This window comes from Caulobacter sp. GW821-FHT10C03, assembly GCF_059415485.1.
In genome coordinates this window covers 13,292-29,870 of sequence record NZ_JBWKNI010000008.1, presented here as the reverse complement: position 1 = coordinate 29,870, position 16,579 = coordinate 13,292, and the positions used below count along the sequence as shown (strand labels likewise).

Sequence of the window (16,579 nt, the reverse complement as noted above, 5' to 3'; positions counted from 1 at the left end):
CGAGGCTCCAGGAACGCCCCGGAGCCTCGCCCGTCAGCGACCTAGCGCGGATCGCGCAGATAGATGGTCCTGCTGCCGCCGCGCAGCAGCAGCCCCAGCACGATGCCGGCCACCGCGGCGATCGCCACGGCCGGAAGGGGCTTGTCCTTCACGTAGGTCTCGATGGTGTCGAGACGCTCGTGCACTTCACCGCGCACCGTTTCCAGCGCGCCCTCCAGCGTGTCACGCACGCCCTCGCTCAGCTTGCCGTAGGTCTGCTGGGCGCTGCCGGCCGCTTCGTTGAACTTGCCCTTGATCTGGGTGGCGCTGTCGCCGGTCAACCCGCCGACGGCGTCCTGAACCCGGCCGACGCCCTGGCGGGCGACGCCTGTAACTTGGTCGTCCATCGGTCTGTCCTTTGCCTGCCGCCGAACGCGGCGAGACACCAATCCGCGAGCCCGATGGGCGTTCCGGGGAATATTCACGGTTGTGCGCAGGGAGACCTATCGGTGCTCCCGATCGATCAGGAGGCGTTCGGCGCGGCGCGCCCTGCGGTTCGTGCGCGCCAGCCGAAGGTAGCCGCCGCAGACGACGACGAAGCCTCCCACGACCAGGATCGCGGCCAAGCCGATATAATCACGCACGAGCCAACCATAGAACCGCGCCGCGACGATGACACCCAGCAGGGCGAGCGCTGCCCCGCAGACGCCGGCCATCAAGGCGCCGCCAGCGGGCGGTGGCGCATAGGCCTCGGCCCGATCGCGGGCCAGTCTGTCACGTTCGGTCTCGTTCATTTCGCAGCCTAACATGATCAACCCGCCGGACCGCGCGCTCATTACGCGGCAAGTTTATCGAACATTCCATGGACGCCAGAAATTGAACCTGAGCTTTGGATTTTCCTTTTGAGGTCAATGTATCTATTTACAGCGCCAAGGCGCATACTCGATATTACGCCGCTGGCGCGCGCCGTGACTGAAAACAGCGAAGCTCGCCTCCAGAGCGTCGATCAGGACAATCCATGCCCCAGATCCCGAGTCATCAGCGCGGGGACCGCACGGGCGCGCCAAAACGACCACAGATCGGCCCGGCCCGCCCGAGCGTGTCGCCAGGATGAAAACGCTGATTGGGCTCATCAAGCGCTTTCCCATCCTCGCCACCGCGATGCGCCGCTTCATCTGGTACTCGCCTAGCGAGGTCCGAATGGAAAGCTGGCGCCTGGGTCATCGCCATCGTGGCCGCATCGTCGAAGGCGCGCGCCAGGAACTCGCTAAGCCCGACACCAGCCCCGCGCGAGCGGTGCTTTTGCGGCTGGTGATCCACAGACAGCAGAAGATGGAGATCGCTCTTGAAACCCTCAAATCCAAACATCGACAGCAGGAGTAGACGGCCTATCGACCTGCCCCCCGCCCATCTCCGCCTGATCCGGTCGGACGAGGAAATCGATCTTGGCCCGCTTCACCTGACGAGCGGTCAGCTCCAGTCGCTACGCGAGCTGGACCGCCGCACCAAGGGCGCGGAGATTCAGCTCAACATAGGCGACGCTCAAAGCCTGACGGCGCTTGGCCTCGCGGAACGAACCCGGTCGGGCTGGAAACTGACGCTGGCCGGCGGCCAGTACCTGCCCGCTCGGCGACGCTGATCCGAATGCCGAAGACTGTGCGGGGTGCCAGGATCTTCCAACCGAGCCCCTCGCCGTCATCCCAATGAAGGAGCCGGCTTCAACTTCGTCCCCGTCAGCGCGGAGCGCACAGCAACCGCCAGGTCGCTGACTTTGAACGGCTTGCGCAGAACCGCTTCGGAATTGACGAGATCCCGGATAGCGGCGGCGTCGGCGTAGCCGGTGACGAGAAGCACGCCGAGGTTCGGCAACACGCCCCTGGCGCGCGTCGCCACCTGCGCGCCGTTCATGCCCGGCATGGCGAAATCCACCACCAGCAGGTCCGGGGCGTCGCTCGCGAGCCGCTGCAGCCCCTCCTGCCCGCCGGTCGCCTCGGTGACGCGGTATCCGAGGGAGCGCAGGCACTGGACGATGAAGCGGCGAACGCTGGGATCGTCGTCGATCACCAATATGCGCTCTCCCTGGCTGAGCGGCGTTTCCTCAGGCGCCAGGTCGCTGGGACGCACGCGCTCGGCCGCGTCGGTAACGGGCAGCCAGATTTCGATTGTGGTCCCCATACCGACGGTGCTGTCGATCCGGACCGCGCCCCCCGACTGGGTGGCGATGCCGTAGACTTGGCTCAGGCCCAGCCCCGTGCCCTTGCCGACGCTCTTGGTCGTGAAGAAGGGATCGAAGACCTTCTGCAACAACTCGGGCGGAATGCCATGACCGTTATCGCCGACAGCCAACACGACGTGATCGCCCGGCTGGAGACCCTCGCGCCATTCGTCCGACAGCCGGGTCGAGATCGTCACCATACCGCCCTCGCCCATGGCGTCGCGGGCGTTGATGGCCAGGTTGAGCACGGCCAGTTCGAGCTGGTTGGCGTCGGCCTTGGCCCGGGCGTCCCCGGCGTCCAGCGCCATCCGCACCTCGACCGTGTGGCCCAGGGTTCGTGTCAGGAGATCGTCCATGCCGGCGATGAGCGCATCGACCTCGATCGGCTGCAGGTCCAGTTGCTGGCTGCGCGAGAACGCCAGGAGCTGGGCGGTGAGCTTGGTCGCCCGCTCGACGCCTTCGCGGGCGTTGACCGCCATGCGTTGGATCCGGGCGTCCTGGCTGCGCCGCTCGATCATGTCGATATTGCCGACGATGGCGGTCAGGAGGTTGTTGAAGTCGTGGGCGATGCCGCCGGTCAGCTGGCCGATGGCGTCCATCTTCTGGGCCTGGACGAGCGCGGCTTGGGCCTGCTCGCGCTCGCTGATCTCGGCCAGCAGTCGCTCGTTGGCGATCTTGAGGTCGCGGACACTGTCGGCGATGCGCTGTTCCAACGTCTCGTTCAGCAGCCGCAGCTCGGCCTCGACGGTCTTGCGAGCGGTGATGTCTAGCGTCACCCCAGACAGGCGGCGCGGCTCTTCAGCACGCCGACGATTGAGCCGCCCCCTCACCTGCAGCCAATGCCAAGACCCGTCAGGCCAGGCGACACGGTATTCGGCGTCGTAGTTCTCGCCGCGCGAGACGGACGCCTCCAACGCGCCTCTGCGCGAGGCCGCATCATCCGGATGCACGGCCGCTTCCACATCGGCGAGCGAGAGGACACGGTCGAAATCGCGCCCGAAATGCCCGCGCGCGGTCTCGGACATCGTCAGCGATCCGCTGTCGAGATCAAGATCCCATGCGCCCAGCCGCCCCGCCTCCAGGGCGAAGCGCAACTGCTCCTCGGCCTTCGTCTGCGCGAAAAGATGATCGCGCGCACGATACTGGCGGTGGCGGGCGCGGATGGCCGAATGGGCGGCGCTGATCAGGGTCTCGGCGTTGATCGGCCGCTCCAAGAGCACGATGTTGCCGATCGCCTGCAGGCGCGCCGCGTCGGCTTGCGTCCGCTTTCCTGGTTGCTTGGTGACGAGCACGATGAAGGGAAAGTCGGACCAGGCGGGCTGGCCTGCCAGCCAGTCGGTCAGGGCATCCGTCGCCCCCTGGGCCAAGGCTTCCTCGGTCAGCACGGCCGCGCCGGCTCCGTCTCCCAGCGCCTGCGTGAGCGCCGTGAGGTCCGCGCAAATCCGCGAGGCGTGGCCGACATTGGCCAGGGTTTCGGCGATGACCGGCGCGTCTCGTCCTCGCGGCGCCAGGATCAGGAAAGGCTCATCCATCCGGGCGCCGATCACCGCGTCCCTCGCCGAGCATGCCGACCTTGCCCTCATAGGACGGCAAGCCCGTCATCACGCCCTGGAAGTCGGTCAGCGCTTCGCCGACTTCGATTCCCGCGTGCGTGAGACGGATTTCACGAATGGTTTTCTCATGGGCTGCGGTGCGGCTCTTGACCGCCGAAATCGCCGTGCGCACCGAACCGGCGGCCTCGAAGAAGCGGAACAGCAAGATGCCGTCGCTGAGATAGCTGAGGTCGATGTCGCTGCGGACCTCGCCGATGAAGCCATGCTGGCCCAGGATCAGCAGCGTCACCACGCCCTGCTGGTTCAGGTAGGTCAGCAGCTCGTGCATCTGCAGGAGCAGGAACTTCTGCCCCGGCATGGCCTGGAGATAGGCGTTGAGGCTGTCGATGACGACGGTCAACGCCCCCTGACGCTCGACGGCGTCGCGGACATGGAAGGCGAACTCGCCGGGCGACAGCTCCGCCGGATCTATGGCGCGGATCAGCAACCGACCCGCCTCCAGATGCGGCAGAAGGTCAATGCCCAGGGCCTTCGAGCGCGTCAGCAGGGTCGTCAGGCCTTCGTCGAACAGGTAGTAGGCGACGGTCTCGCCGCGCTCCAGGGCGGTCAGGGCGCACCGCACCGAGGTCGTGGTCTTGCCGACGCCCGAAGGGCCGCTGATCAGGGTGTTGGTGCCGCGCGCCAGGCCGCCGCCCATCAGGGCGTCAATGCCCGGTGCCCCGGTCGAGACCATCTGCTGGTCGAAATGAGCCGGGTGATTGGCCGCCACCAATCGTTCGAACACCCGGATGCCGCCGGTATCCAGTTCGAAGTCGTGGAAGCCGCCGCGATACTTGATGCCGCGCATCTTGATGACCTCCAGGCGGCGGCGCTGCGCGCCGTATTCCTGGGTCGTTCGCTGCAGGCTGATGACGCCGTGGGCGATGCTGTGCAGTTGGAGGTCGCCGTCCTCGGCCGTCTGGTCGTCGAGCAGCAGCACGGTGCACTTGCGCGTGGCGAAGAAGTGCTTCAGCGCCAGGATCTGCCGACGGTGGCGCAGAGGATTCTGGGCCAGCAGCCGCATCTCCGACAGGCTGTCGAAGACCACCCGCATCGGCTTGGTCTGCTCGACCTGCCGCATCACGCCGCGTGTCGTCTCGCCAAGCTCTACGTCCGAGGGATGCAGAACCGACTGCTCGCTGTCGGGATCCAGGCCCTCCTCGCTGACCAGTTCGAACAACGCGATCCCGTCGAGAGACCAGCCGTGGCTCGCGGCCGCGGCGCGCAGTTCGGCGTCGGTCTCGGACAGGGTGATGTAGAGCCCGCTTTCGCCGACCTCGCGTCCCTTCAGCAGGAACTGCAACGCCAAGGTTGTCTTGCCCGACCCTGGCGTGCCCTCCACCAGATAGATGCGATCGCGGGTCAGGCCGCCGCCGAGGATGTCGTCCAGGCCAGGCACGCCGGTGCTGACCCGGACGTTATGATTTTCGACCGAGGCTTCTGACATGCTGGCTCCGCAAACGACGCGCCACCCGCGCGCGTACCTGGTGAAACACGGGGCGTAAGGTTCAGTTTCAGAGCGTGGCGCAATGTCTGCGCCCAGGAGCGTCCAAAAAAGGAAAGGCGACGGTTTCCCGTCGCCTCGTCTCGCCTGGACAGGACGTGGAAGACCTAGTGGGCCGCCAGGGTCGTGCCCTGGGTCGCGGTTTCGGGAACGGGCAGGCCGCCGGGCTTGTAGCTGGCGATCAGCCGCGCCTTCTCGGCGGCCATCTGTTCACCCAGGGCGTCCATGTCGAGGCCGGTCTTGCCGGCCTGGCTGAACATGGCCAATCCTGACCTCGTCGAGCGCCTGCGCACGGGCGCACCGTTCAATGACGCTGATCCGGCGGCCTTCTACGGCGGCGGCGAGAAGGGCTACACCGACTATCCGCGCCTCGCTGACTGATGCCTCCGGCTAATACAGATCAAAGGACTGCAGTAGCCGGTTCAGATTCCACTTTGCCTGGGTCGCGCCAACGGCAGACCATAACTCCGGAAACATCACTTTCAGGCCTGGAGGCCGGCAGGCGACGAGACGACTCGTCGCGCGTCTTTCTCGTAAATCCGCGACGGTGCTGAAATTAAAGAGCAAGCCCGCGCCTCCAAACAGCGTCGATCAAGCCTCTAGTCCTTGGAGGCCATTGTCACATGCCGATCAGCACGATCCTTTCCGCGTCGTCAGATCATAGGCTGGTCCTGAGCCACTATGAGCCCGGCGAAGAATCTCGCGCTCACCGGCATGGTTGCTGGCAAGTGTCGCTGCTGCTCGCCGGCGACTATGTCGAGGACAGTCTCGACGGTTCGCTTGCCGTCGATAGGGTCAGCTTGAGCCGCAAGCCCAGCGGCTTCGAACATCAAAACCTGTTCGGCACGGCTGGGGCGCTCATCCTGTCTGTTCACGGCGACGCCGGCGCGACGCCCCCGCATCGCTATCAAGTGGCGACGTGCAGCAGCCGCGAGGCTGGGCAAACGTTCTTGGAGCAGGCGGCGGCCGAGGACGGTCGGGATTGGGGGGCGCAGCACGGTGCTGATCGGCCCGCTTGCATACCGGCGTGGCTCAACGAGGCGCGACATCGGCTGGTCGAAACGCCCCGGACCCCGATCGCGCGACTGGCTCGGGACATGGAGCGCCATCCAATCGCCTTTGCGAGGGCGTTTCGGGCCGCCTTCGGTCGCCCGCCCGCGCAGTTTCGCCAGGATTGGCGGGTAGCCAGCGCGATCGATCGTATCATTCGCTCGGATCTCGCTCTCGCCGAGGTCGCCTACGCCTCCGGCTTCGCCGATCAAGCGCACATGACCCGCGCCGTCACGGCCACCTCCGGCTGGTCGCCTGGCGCGCTGCGGCGCCTGCTTAGGCGCTGAGGCCGACGGTTTCATCGGTTCAAGACGTCGGCGGCGCCGAATGGCTTGGCTAAGCGATCCAGCCAACTTCGAAAGACCCTATGACCCGTTATCGAATACCCATCGCGCTTCTACTGGCCGCTGGCCTGTGGAGTTTCGCGACCTTGGGCTTGGCCGCGCCGCACGCCAGCCCAGAAGCCAAGGATATCGACGCCTTCACGCGCAAGGCGATGGCGCGCGTCAGCGTCGTGCCGGGCCTGGCCCTGGCTGTCGTCGACGGCGACAAGGCGGTGATCACGGCTGGCTATGGCGTTGCCGACGTCGACACCCGCGCTCCTGTCGACGCCGAAACGGGCTTCTACATCGCCTCGGCCACCAAGTCGTTCACGGCCCTGGCGATCGGCGGTATGGCGGCGCGACGAGACCTCGATCTGAACGTACCCTTGGCCGACTGGATCGGCGCCACGTCCTTGCCGCCCGATATCGCTAGCACGGTTACCCTGACCGACCTGCTCAGCCACCGCTCCGGCGTCGAAAACCTTTCGATCGCCTTCCGGGCCGCGTTCTCCGGCGAGCAAAGCCCGGAGCTGATGCAGGCCCTGTTGTCTCGAACGGTCAGGAGCGCCACAACGCCCCATGGGACGTTCCGCTATACCAACACCGGCTACAATCTGGCCACGACCCTGATCGAAGCGCGGTTCGGCCGCGATTGGCGGGCGCTCGTCACCGACGACGTCCTGGCGCCGGCGGGCATGACCCACACGACCGCCTGGATTTCCAAGGCTCGAAGGAAGGGCGTCGTCGCGTCCGGCCACGTGCCCGGCCCAACCGGCGCCCTGGAGCCCAGCCGGCTCCAGAAGACGGACGCCACCCTGCAGTCGGCGGGCGGCCTGGTCTCCACCGCCGGCGACATGGCCCGCTGGCTGGAGATCCAGATCAATGACGGCGTCCTGGACGGCCGGCGCCTGTTCCCCGTCGGACTGGTGGACTCGACCCACCGTTCGGTCGTCGGCCAGAAGGTGGTCTTCGGCCCCTACACCCGTGACGGCTACGGCCTGGGCTGGCAAACGGGGCGTTATGGCGATGACGTCCTGATCCACCATTTCGGCAATTTCGCCGGCTCGCGCGCCCATGTCTCGTTCATGCCCGATCGCAAGCTGGGCGTGGCGGTGATGGCCAACGAAGATCTCATCGCCGGGGAGTTGGCGGATCTGGTGGCGGACTATGTCTACGACAGGTTCGCGGGCCGTCCGGATCTGGAGGCGCACTACGATGCGGAACTGGCGGAACTGGCCGCCCGCCGCGACAAGCGACTGGCCGGCCTGGCGGCGGCTCGCGCCGAACGCGCCACCCGGCCCTGGTCGCTCTCCCGGCCGATGGACAGCTACGTCGGAACCTACGCCAACGCGGCCATGGGACGGATCGCGGTCACGCAAGAGGGCGATCGCATGAGGGTCCGGATCGGGGTGATGTCGGATCTGGCCGAAGCCTTCACCAAGCCCGAGACCGTCCGGGTGGAGCTTGTGCCTCTACAGGGCCAGACAATACTGTTCGATGGACCAGACCGCCTGACCTTCGAAGGCGAAACCTTTGTGCGCGATTGACCACGGCAGGACCGCGGACGGAGCCTCCGTCATCTCCACGACGAGCGTTGGAGGCTGCGCGCCTCGGCTCCGATGGGCTCACCTTTCAACCGCGCCGATGTGACCCATGCCCATCGATCCTTCCCACGGCTGGAACGCCGTCGCGCAGAGGTTCATGCAAATGCGATCGCCCATCGGCGCCGACACCGTGCGCCGATGGGCCAAACAGCTGCCGCCCTGCGGCGATGTACTCGACGTAGGCTGTGGCTCTGGAGTCCCGATTTCCGCTGCGTTGCTCGAGGACGGATTCCAGGTCTTCGGCGTCGACGCCTCTCCCATTCTGGTCGCGGATTTTCGCCGTCGATTTCCTTTCGCCGAGGTCGCCTGTGAACCCGTGGAGACGAGCGGCCTGTTCCAGCGAAAATTCGATGGCGCGGTCGCGATCGGACTGCTGTTTCTGTTGCCGGCCGAAGATCAGCGCCAGGTGATCAACCGCGTGGCGCGGACACTGGAGCCTGGCGGCCGCTTTCTGTTCAGCGCCCCGCGCCAAGCTTGCGAATGGTCGGACACGCTGACGGCGCGTCCGTCGCTGTCGCTGGGCGAGGCGGAATATCGACACTTGCTGGACCAGGCGGGTTTGGCCCTGTCGGGCCATTTTATAGACGAGGGCGGCAACGACTATTTCGACGCGGTCGCGCCACTGCAGAACACGCAGGCTTGAGGACGCGCCAGCGATGGGTTGCGCCGATGGGCAACACCCCTGCCCCGCACCTCTACCTTTCAGGCTTGTAACTTGATCGCCCATCGCCGGATGACACAGCTTCCTGTCCAGCCCGATCTAAGACCGGGCCCACCAGCGGGCCTGGCCCGAGCGTTCAGCAACCCCTGACATTGAGGCCATCGTGCGCCACTCTCCAATCGCTCTGCGTGCCAGCCCAAGCTTCGGCAAGCGTCGCACCCGATGGCGTGAAATGGCCTTTGTCGCAGCCCTAGGCGTCATCGCCACTGCGCCCGGCCTCGCCCGGGCTCTTCCCTCTCCGAATACGATCGCCGCCTCTGTGATGGCGGCCGACACGCCACTCAAAACCTTGAACGGGACAGGCCTGGTCGCGCCGCGAGGATGGTCCGTCCAAAAAGCCGCCGGCGTGATCCGTCTGGACGCGCCCGAGAGCGGCTCCTCGATCCTGGTCTCCGATACGACCGGCGGTGAGGCCGACGCGGCGGTGGCCGCCGCCTGGGCGGCCTATCGTCCTGCCGCCGCGCCAGCCTGGGCGGGCGCGAAGGATCGCCCTGTTCGCGACGGCTGGGATCAGATCCGCGTCTACAACTACCGGGCGCCGGCCGGACAAGCGCGCACGATCTGGGTCCGGGCGCTGCGGAACGGCGACCAATGGACGGTGGTGCTCCACGACATGACCGATGAGGTGCTCGAAAAGCGCGATTCCCAGGTTGAGGTGATCCTCGGCAAGCTGCTGCCCGCAGGCTACGCGCGCGAGTCTTTTGCTGGGCGACCGGCCCACAAGATCGATGCGACCCGCTTGGCGGCCCTGAAGAACCTGATCGAAACCGCGCGCGCCGAGCTCGACATTCCCGGCGTCGGCTTCGGGCTGATCCAGGACGACAAGATCCTGTTCGAAGGCGGCTTTGGCGTGCGCGAACTGGGCAAGCCCGAGAACGTCGACGCCGACACCGCCTTCATGATCGGCTCGAACGGCAAAGCCCTGACAACCCTGATGCTGGCCAAGCTGGTCGAGCAAGGCAAGATGGATTGGGACACCCCAGTCTCTTCGCTTTGGCCGGCCTTTCGCCTGGGCGACACGGCCACGACGGCCAAGGTGCGCGTCAAGCATCTGGTCTGCGCCTGCACGGGCCTGCCGCGCCAAGACCTGCCGTGGATCTTCCAGGGCGACCAGGCCCAGGCGTCAACCGTCCTGACTTGGCTGTCGACCATGCAGCCGACCAGCGGCTTTGGCGACCTCTACCAATACTCCAATCTGCTGGCGGCTTCAGGCGGCTATCTGGGCGCCCACGTGCGCGAGCCCGATCGCGAGCTCGGCGCGGCCTATGATGCGGCCATGCAGGCGCTGGTGTTCGATCCGCTGGGCATGTCACGCACCACCTTCGACTACGCCAAGGCGCTGGCGGGCAACCATGCCGCACCGCACGCCCTCGACATTGATGGCCGCCAGCAGGTCGCCGTAATGGGCCTCAACGCCGCCGGCATTCCATCGCGTCCGGACGGTGGCGAGTGGAGCACGACGCGGGACATGTTGCGTTACGTGCGCATGGAACTGGCCAAGGGGCGGTTGCCGAACGGCGAGCGCTATATCGCCGAGGGCCCGCTGCTGGCGCGCCGGACCCCTCAGGTCACCGAAGGCAGCGACGAATATTACGGTATGGGCCTGAAGATCGACCGCATTTGGGGCGTGCCGGTCATTCACCACGGCGGCACGCAGTATGGCTATCGCGCCGACATGATCTGGCTGCCCAATCAAGGCGTCGGCGCGGTCATTCTGACCAACGCTGACTCTGGCACGGCGCTACGTTCGGCGTTCCGGCGAAGACTGCTGGAGGTGTTGTTCGACGGCGAACCTAGGGCGGCGGCCGATCTGGCCAACTACGGCAAGACCTTCAGGGCCAGCCGCGGCGAAGGCCGCAGGATCCTGACCGCGCCCGCCGACCGCGCGATCGTCAACGGGCTCGCGGGGCGTTACGCCAATGCCGACCTGGGCGATCTTGTCGTCCGGCGCGAGGGCGATAAGACGGTGTTCGACTTCGGCGGCTGGGCTAGCGAAGTCGCCAGCCATAAGACTGACGACGGCGGCATCGCCCTGGTGACAATTACGCCGGGCGCCGACGGCTATGAATTCGAAGTCGCCGACACTTCCGAAGGACGAGGTCTGATTATACGCGAGGCGCCCAGCGCGTACCGGTTCGTGGAGAAGCGCGAGGACGAAAACGGCCATTAGCCTCCACTATACGCCGTCATCGAGTTGGCGGACGAGGCAAGGCAGCGCCATTTGCGGACATTTGCCTACCTGTAGACCGCGACGGGCCGAATGAGCGGGAGTGCAGCCGTCGAGCCTGAGGGCGGACAATGATGAAGCCGTTTCTCATCGACTCCTGGTCGGGTTCGCCCCCGCCAAGCATGGCCTTGATCCGGCCATGCGCGACGATGAAGGTGGTTTCGTCCACCACCAAGAGTGTCCAATGTCCGGCAACGCTCAGACCCGTCGGGCCGCGATCGGCTGCTCCGCGATCTCGATAGCCTCAGCCAATTCCCTGGCCGCGCTAGCCGCACCACGCGTCGTCGGTGGGACGGGGCTGGAGACCGGAGTAATCCGGGCCATTGGCGTTGACACGATGCGGACGAACTATAGGAACCGTCCGGCCCTACGCGCCACGGCGTTGGAGAACGTCCCAGAGCTAGACCGGCTGGTGGTGCTCGACACGCCCGTGTTCGGCGACGGCGTCATCGAAGCCTGGATAAGCGGCTCCCCGAGCGCCACAGCCAGCGCCACGGCGCGAGGCTTCGTGGGCGTCGCTTTCCGGGTGCGCGACGGGGCCAAGCTGGAGGCCATCTATCTGCGTCCAACCAACGGCCGGGCCGACGACCAGTTACGCCGCAACCATGCCGTCCAGTATATCTCGCACCCCGACCATCCCTGGGAGCGGCTGCGCGCCGAAGCCCCGTCCAAGTACGAGACCTATGTCGATCTCGAACCGGGGCGTTGGACACACGTTCGGATTGTGGTGGCGGGCTCCAAGGCTCGGCTGCATGTCGACGGCGCCAAGCAGCCGACCCTGATCGTTGGCGACCTCAAGCACGGCGCCGACGCCAAGGGCGCAGTGGCGCTCTGGATCGGCCCAGGCACGCTGGCCCATTTCAGCGGCGTGCGGGTCATGTCCTAGGGGTTTGATGAAGCGGCAGTATTAGGCGCCCTCCTTGGGGGCTTCTCGCTTCCGACGGTGTATACTTGGCGATGGACGGAAGACTTAAAAGCTTGCGTCAGCAAGGACGCAGGCGGCGTGGTGATATTTCCCGGCAGTATCACCTCTATGGGGCCGGCGGGGTGGTTCATGCGCCTCGGGAGACTCCAAGGAGGCCTCTGCCAAAGTTGATTTCACGGGGCGTTGGCGTGCGCGGAGCGAGGCCGGCGACGGTTGAAGGTCAGGCTTGCGACCGTCTGCCACCGCTCGCATTCTGAGATTTCCTTCTAAATCACCCTTAGTACCGGTGGGATCAGGAAGATGGCGGATAGCGCCCGGGCGGTATCGTAGAGCGCCGGCGGCGCGCACGGCAGAAATCTCGATGCTGATCGAGCTGACCATGCACATTAAGAATGCTCTTTCTCCCACACGCCGCCAAAGCGGATCGAGCGCAGCTTGACGATCTGGTCACCGCCGATGCCGGCAACCGGGATGGTCAAGTCCATGGCCTTGGCCAGAGCCGAGAAGCCGACGTCGCATGGCGTGACGGCGATCATGATTGGGAATGAGGAGACGCTAGAAAATTTCTAGCGCCGGATGTCCCTTTTTGTGCGGAGCAAGAGAGGCGGCGCCGTCTAACGGTTGTCAGCCTACGCGCCTTGCCACCCTTTTGCACGGCGCTCCGGACGACATTCTTGGCGGCTGGGCGCGCTGCGCACGCCCGTTCGATTTGCTGTAGCTTGAGGTCCCCATTTTGGGGCGACTGGGTTGGTTTCGACATGTGGTTGATGGCTGGTCGCGCGGAACGCCAGGCGCGACACCTGGCGTATGGTCTCCTTTCGCTGGCCTTCGTCCTTGCCTTGATAAGCGGCGTTGCGATGGCTTCACCACGGGCTGAGCGGCTTAAGGTCATTGGCGACCAGATCCGCGCGCATCACGGGCGGCTTTCGTCAGCCGATATCGAAGCGGCTGGCGCGGCCACGATAAATGCGACTGGCAGGAAACGGTTCTACGGCCTGTGGCGCACCCTCAGCTACTACCGCAACAACGGTCAACGCGCCGATTTCGAGCGTTGGGCGGCTCGCGTCCGCGCTGTCGCTGCGCGTGAACATGATCAGCCTCTTGCGGCCATGGTCACGGTGTTGACCACCTCAAAGGCCGCGACCGACGCCCCAGGGCGCAGGGCTGATTTCACGGCGTGGCAGCGCATCGCCAGAGAGAATGACGATGTCGATCACGTCATCGAACTGGAGCGCTTGCGGATCGCCGCCAGTCGGGATCAGTGGGCGAGTGCGACACGTACGGGCGCGCGGCTGCTCGACGCAACTCGCAACGAGCCCCTGGCCCAGCCGATAGTGGCCGAAGCGCACACGCTGATGTCTCGGGTGTTGAGCGAACTTGGCGATGACAACGGCGCCCTCGATCACCTTGCAGACGCGGCCGCAATCGATCGCCGGATCGGTTCGGCCACTCAGGATGCCGAACGGGTCTATAATTTAGCGCTCCTTGCGGTGAGGGCGCGCGAATTCGCCTCGGCGCAGATGCTGTGGCGGCTTCACGGCGACCTGATCGCCACGTCGGGCGGCCCCCGGGCCCCCTTCTTCAACGCCTATCTCTGCGCGGCGATCGCCGACGCTCAAGATGCGCCCCGGCGTGTTGTCGAATGCTTGCGGCCAGTCGCCCAGGCTCTGGACCAGGCCAACGATGGCTGGGCGGTCTCTGCGCTGCGACTGCGCCTAGCGGCCCGCGCCCGTATGGGGGACGTGGCCGATGGGCGGGCCGACCTTGCCCGCTTGCAGGCCGCACCCGCCGCGCGCGGACGCGATGCCGAGCAGTTGAGCCTGGCCTATCTTCTCCGGGCGGAAGGCCAGGGACTGGCGGCGTTCGACGCCTTGGAAAAATCCCGCGAGGAGACGCTTGTCCGCCTCCAAGACGACCACCAGCGCAAAATGACGGATATCGCCGCTGCCCTCCAAACGGCGTTGGACGCCGAGCGGGTAAAGGGCGAGCGCGCCGGACGCCAAGCCCAGTTCCAGAGCCGCCTGTCGCTCGCCTGGGGTCTAGTCGCCGGCCTGTTCGGGGTCATGACACTGGGCGCGGTGGCCTTCGTGCTCCAGCAAAGACGAACAGCCCGGGCGCTTGCTCAGGCTCAAGCCCGCGCCGAGGCCGCCAGCGAGGCCAAATCGACATTTCTCGCCACGATGAGCCACGAGTTGCGCACCCCCCTCAACGGCATGCTTGGCCTGGCCCAAGCATTGAAACTCGAGCCCCTCGAACCAGGAGAGCGCGAGCAGGTGGAGCTCATCGAGGACTCTGGGCGCAATCTTCTGACCCTGCTCAACGACGTACTGGACCTGTCCAAGATCGAGGCGGGCAAACTGCAGATCGCGCCCTTGCCCGCTGACCTGGCGCGCAAATGCGAGCGACTGGTCAGGATTCACGGCGTACTGGCCGCAGAGAAGGGCATCAGCCTGACTCTCGACATCGACGATACGCCACCGACTTTGATCTTCGATCCTGTGCGCGTGCGTCAATGCGTGTCCAATCTGCTGTCGAACGCCATCAAGTTTACCGAGATGGGCGGCGTGCTTTTGCGTCTGCGGTGCGAGTCCTCCGGCGACCATGAGGTGATGGCGCATATCTCGGTGAGTGACACGGGCATCGGCATGTCGCCGGAAACTTGCGCGCGGCTGTTCGGCGCCTTCGAGCAGGCCGATGCGACAACCGCACAGAGGTATGGAGGCAGCGGGTTGGGGCTCAACATCACCCGTCGACTGGCCAAGCTGATGGGCGGCGACGTCGCGGTCGAGAGCCAGGAGGGAGAAGGCTCGACCTTCACCTTGAGCTTCCGTTGCCAGCTCCCGCTAACGGAACCGCCGAGCATGCCGGAGGCGAATGAGGTCTCCGAGCCCTCGACGGCGAGTTTGAAGATTTTGCTGGTCGAGGATCATCCAGTAAACCGCAAGGTGATCGGGCTGATGCTGGCCCCGTTGGGATGCACCCTCGTCGAAGCCGAGGACGGGCAAATTGCGCTCGATCGGCTTGGCGCGGAGCCCTTCGATTTGATCCTCATGGACGTGAACATGCCCGTGCTCGGCGGCCTCGAAGCTGCTCGCCGTGCGCGCTCGGATCTTCGCCTCGACGCGATCCCGATCATCGGCCTCACCGCCGACGCCATGGACCATCAACGTCAGGCCTGCCTGGATGCCGGCATGAACGATGTGCTCACCAAGCCAGTGGACATGGCCGCGCTGCTGTCGGCGGTCGTCCGCGCGATGGAGGACGCAGGATCAGACAAAAAGCCAACAACCTGATCCTCGTTGCCGTCGCTTGCCGCCTTCGACGTAACCCCAGAAACACGACCTTTCGTCTCGAAAAGAGATTGGGCGAAATCGTCTGATCAGCTTGGCCCCTCGCCTCAAGCTTGCGACCATCTGCCGCCGCGCGCATTCGGAGACTTCGCCTTAAGTTCCCTCAATACGGGTGGCGAGGGGAAGATGGCCGATATTCTCATCGTGGACGACGATCCTCTCGTCCGTGAATATCTTTCCATGATGGTCGGCATCGAAGGCCACCATTGCGTCACCGCTGAGCACGGCGCCCAGGCTATCGAGCAGCTTTCCGTAGCCTCGTACGATCTGGTCATCCTCGACATCTTCATGCCGGTCCAGGAAGGCATCGAGACCATCATCGAGATACGCAGACGCTTCCCGTCGACCAGGATCATCGCCATGTCAGCCGGCGCCAAGTTGCTATCAGGAACCCAGGTGCTCGATTTTGCGTTGCAATTGGGGGCCGACGAGGTGCTGCTCAAGCCGTTCAGCCTCGACGCTTTGCGCGCCATCTCCGCTCGCGTAATCGCGATGAGTTCAGAAAAATCCTTGGGGAAGGTCAAGGAGAGAGTTGGGAGCTAGAGCGCTCACGAGCGCCCTGCCTATATGGCAGCGCGGTCGAGTTGCCGGTTGAATCCGGAAATCAGGCTTGACCGCGCTACTATCTGCCCTTGGGCGGCTTCAGGAACACGACCTTCGCGATGCAGATTCATCGAGTAATCGCCGGCCACGGTCGCGCGCAGCAAAACTGAGAAAAGACCCCTGATCGCGTGAAAGACCAATTCGGCAGCCCCCCTTTGGGTTGTCGGTGAAGTCCTTGAGCTTGATATCGGGGATGCCGAAGTCGAGGCTGGCTTCATCGCTGCTGCCCAGATCGAACTTGAAGGCGCCTTTGGCTACCGCCTTCAGGACCAGTCCACCGAGTTTGGCGGCCTTGGACGACAGGATGGGATGCAGTTGGCGGAAGAACTGGTCCAATCGACATGACGCCATAGAGGCTGACGAACAGATATGGCTCGCTTCTCGCAGCCAGGAAGCCCTTCAGAAACGTCGTTTTGCCCGCGCCCCAATCGGCCGGCGAGCATGACCGCGTAATGAAGCGGACGCGGATCATCGCAACAGGCGCCT

17 protein-coding genes are annotated in these 16,579 nt (G+C 65.2%); 10 read left to right on the top strand and 7 right to left on the bottom strand.

Annotated features, from left to right (window positions below; translation table 11 throughout):
• Positions 1-41: 41 nt before the first annotated feature.
• On the bottom strand, positions 42-386 hold the full coding sequence (locus AC07NG_RS12585) for a CsbD family protein (RefSeq protein ID WP_494594345.1): 345 nt from the start codon (positions 384-386) through the stop codon (positions 42-44).
• A gap of 96 nt (positions 387-482) precedes the next feature.
• A complete protein-coding gene (locus AC07NG_RS12580) occupies positions 483-773 on the bottom strand; it encodes a hypothetical protein (RefSeq protein WP_494594344.1) in 291 nt (96 codons plus the stop codon).
• Positions 774-1,089: 316 nt separating this feature from the next.
• On the opposite strand from AC07NG_RS12580, the gene AC07NG_RS12575 reads away from it, so the two are divergent.
• Together AC07NG_RS12575 and AC07NG_RS12570 are read left to right on the top strand one after the other, a co-directional pair.
• Positions 1,090-1,362: a hypothetical protein gene (locus AC07NG_RS12575; RefSeq protein WP_494594343.1), complete on the top strand. Its 273-nt coding sequence runs from the start codon at positions 1,090-1,092 to the stop codon at positions 1,360-1,362.
• Positions 1,325-1,618: a hypothetical protein gene (locus AC07NG_RS12570; protein ID WP_494594342.1), complete on the top strand. Its 294-nt coding sequence runs from the start codon at positions 1,325-1,327 to the stop codon at positions 1,616-1,618. Before AC07NG_RS12575 ends, AC07NG_RS12570 begins: the two co-directional genes overlap by 38 nt.
• 56 nt (positions 1,619-1,674) lie before the next feature.
• Here the strand turns inward: AC07NG_RS12570 and AC07NG_RS12565 are convergent, their stop codons facing one another.
• The 3 genes from AC07NG_RS12565 to AC07NG_RS12555 form a co-directional block, all read right to left on the bottom strand.
• Complete coding sequence (locus AC07NG_RS12565) at positions 1,675-3,741, bottom strand: hybrid sensor histidine kinase/response regulator (protein WP_494594341.1); 2,067 nt, start codon at positions 3,739-3,741, stop codon at positions 1,675-1,677.
• Entirely contained in the window at positions 3,719-5,233 is a 1,515-nt protein-coding gene (locus AC07NG_RS12560) for an ATPase domain-containing protein (protein ID WP_494594340.1), read from the bottom strand. Before AC07NG_RS12560 ends, AC07NG_RS12565 begins: the two co-directional genes overlap by 23 nt.
• 164 nt (positions 5,234-5,397) lie before the next feature.
• Positions 5,398-5,550 (bottom strand): hypothetical protein, encoded by a 153-nt coding sequence (locus AC07NG_RS12555; protein WP_494594339.1) that lies wholly within the window; start codon positions 5,548-5,550, stop codon positions 5,398-5,400.
• On the opposite strand from AC07NG_RS12555, the gene AC07NG_RS12550 reads away from it, so the two are divergent.
• The 6 genes from AC07NG_RS12550 (at position 5,549) to AC07NG_RS12525 (ending at position 12,101) form a co-directional block, all read left to right on the top strand.
• Positions 5,549-5,671 carry a hypothetical protein gene (locus AC07NG_RS12550; protein ID WP_494594338.1) on the top strand — a complete coding sequence of 41 codons (123 nt, stop codon included), beginning with the start codon at positions 5,549-5,551 and terminating at the stop codon, positions 5,669-5,671. The genes AC07NG_RS12555 and AC07NG_RS12550 overlap by 2 nt on opposite strands.
• 242 nt (positions 5,672-5,913) lie before the next feature.
• On the top strand, positions 5,914-6,627 hold the full coding sequence (locus AC07NG_RS12545; RefSeq protein WP_494594337.1) for a helix-turn-helix domain-containing protein: 714 nt from the start codon (positions 5,914-5,916) through the stop codon (positions 6,625-6,627).
• 80 nt (positions 6,628-6,707) lie between these two features.
• Positions 6,708-8,210, top strand: a complete 1,503-nt coding sequence (locus AC07NG_RS12540) for a serine hydrolase (protein ID WP_494594336.1) — start codon at positions 6,708-6,710, stop codon at positions 8,208-8,210.
• A gap of 106 nt (positions 8,211-8,316) precedes the next feature.
• Positions 8,317-8,910, top strand: coding sequence for a class I SAM-dependent methyltransferase (locus tag AC07NG_RS12535; protein WP_494594335.1), 594 nt, complete (start codon positions 8,317-8,319; stop codon positions 8,908-8,910).
• Between the two features lie 250 nt (positions 8,911-9,160).
• Entirely contained in the window at positions 9,161-11,158 is a 1,998-nt protein-coding gene (locus AC07NG_RS12530) for a serine hydrolase (protein WP_494594334.1), read from the top strand.
• A gap of 394 nt (positions 11,159-11,552) precedes the next feature.
• Positions 11,553-12,101 (top strand): LamG-like jellyroll fold domain-containing protein, encoded by a 549-nt coding sequence (locus AC07NG_RS12525; RefSeq protein WP_494594333.1) that lies wholly within the window; start codon positions 11,553-11,555, stop codon positions 12,099-12,101.
• A gap of 425 nt (positions 12,102-12,526) precedes the next feature.
• Here the strand turns inward: AC07NG_RS12525 and AC07NG_RS12520 are convergent, their stop codons facing one another.
• The gene (locus AC07NG_RS12520; RefSeq protein WP_494594332.1) at positions 12,527-12,676 is read right to left on the bottom strand and encodes a hypothetical protein; all 150 of its coding nucleotides are present in this window, start codon (positions 12,674-12,676) and stop codon (positions 12,527-12,529) included.
• Between the two features lie 231 nt (positions 12,677-12,907).
• Between AC07NG_RS12520 and AC07NG_RS12515 the strand changes: the two genes are divergently transcribed.
• Both AC07NG_RS12515 and AC07NG_RS12510 read left to right on the top strand, forming a co-directional pair.
• Positions 12,908-15,433 carry a hybrid sensor histidine kinase/response regulator gene (locus AC07NG_RS12515; RefSeq protein ID WP_494594331.1) on the top strand — a complete coding sequence of 842 codons (2,526 nt, stop codon included), beginning with the start codon at positions 12,908-12,910 and terminating at the stop codon, positions 15,431-15,433.
• 183 nt (positions 15,434-15,616) lie between these two features.
• Positions 15,617-16,033, top strand: coding sequence for a response regulator (locus tag AC07NG_RS12510; RefSeq protein ID WP_494594330.1), 417 nt, complete (start codon positions 15,617-15,619; stop codon positions 16,031-16,033).
• A 99-nt stretch (positions 16,034-16,132) separates the two neighbouring features.
• Here AC07NG_RS12510 and AC07NG_RS12505 read toward each other — a convergent pair whose 3' ends face one another.
• Positions 16,133-16,429 carry a hypothetical protein gene (locus tag AC07NG_RS12505; RefSeq protein WP_494594329.1) on the bottom strand — a complete coding sequence of 99 codons (297 nt, stop codon included), beginning with the start codon at positions 16,427-16,429 and terminating at the stop codon, positions 16,133-16,135.
• Positions 16,430-16,579 lie beyond the last annotated feature (150 nt).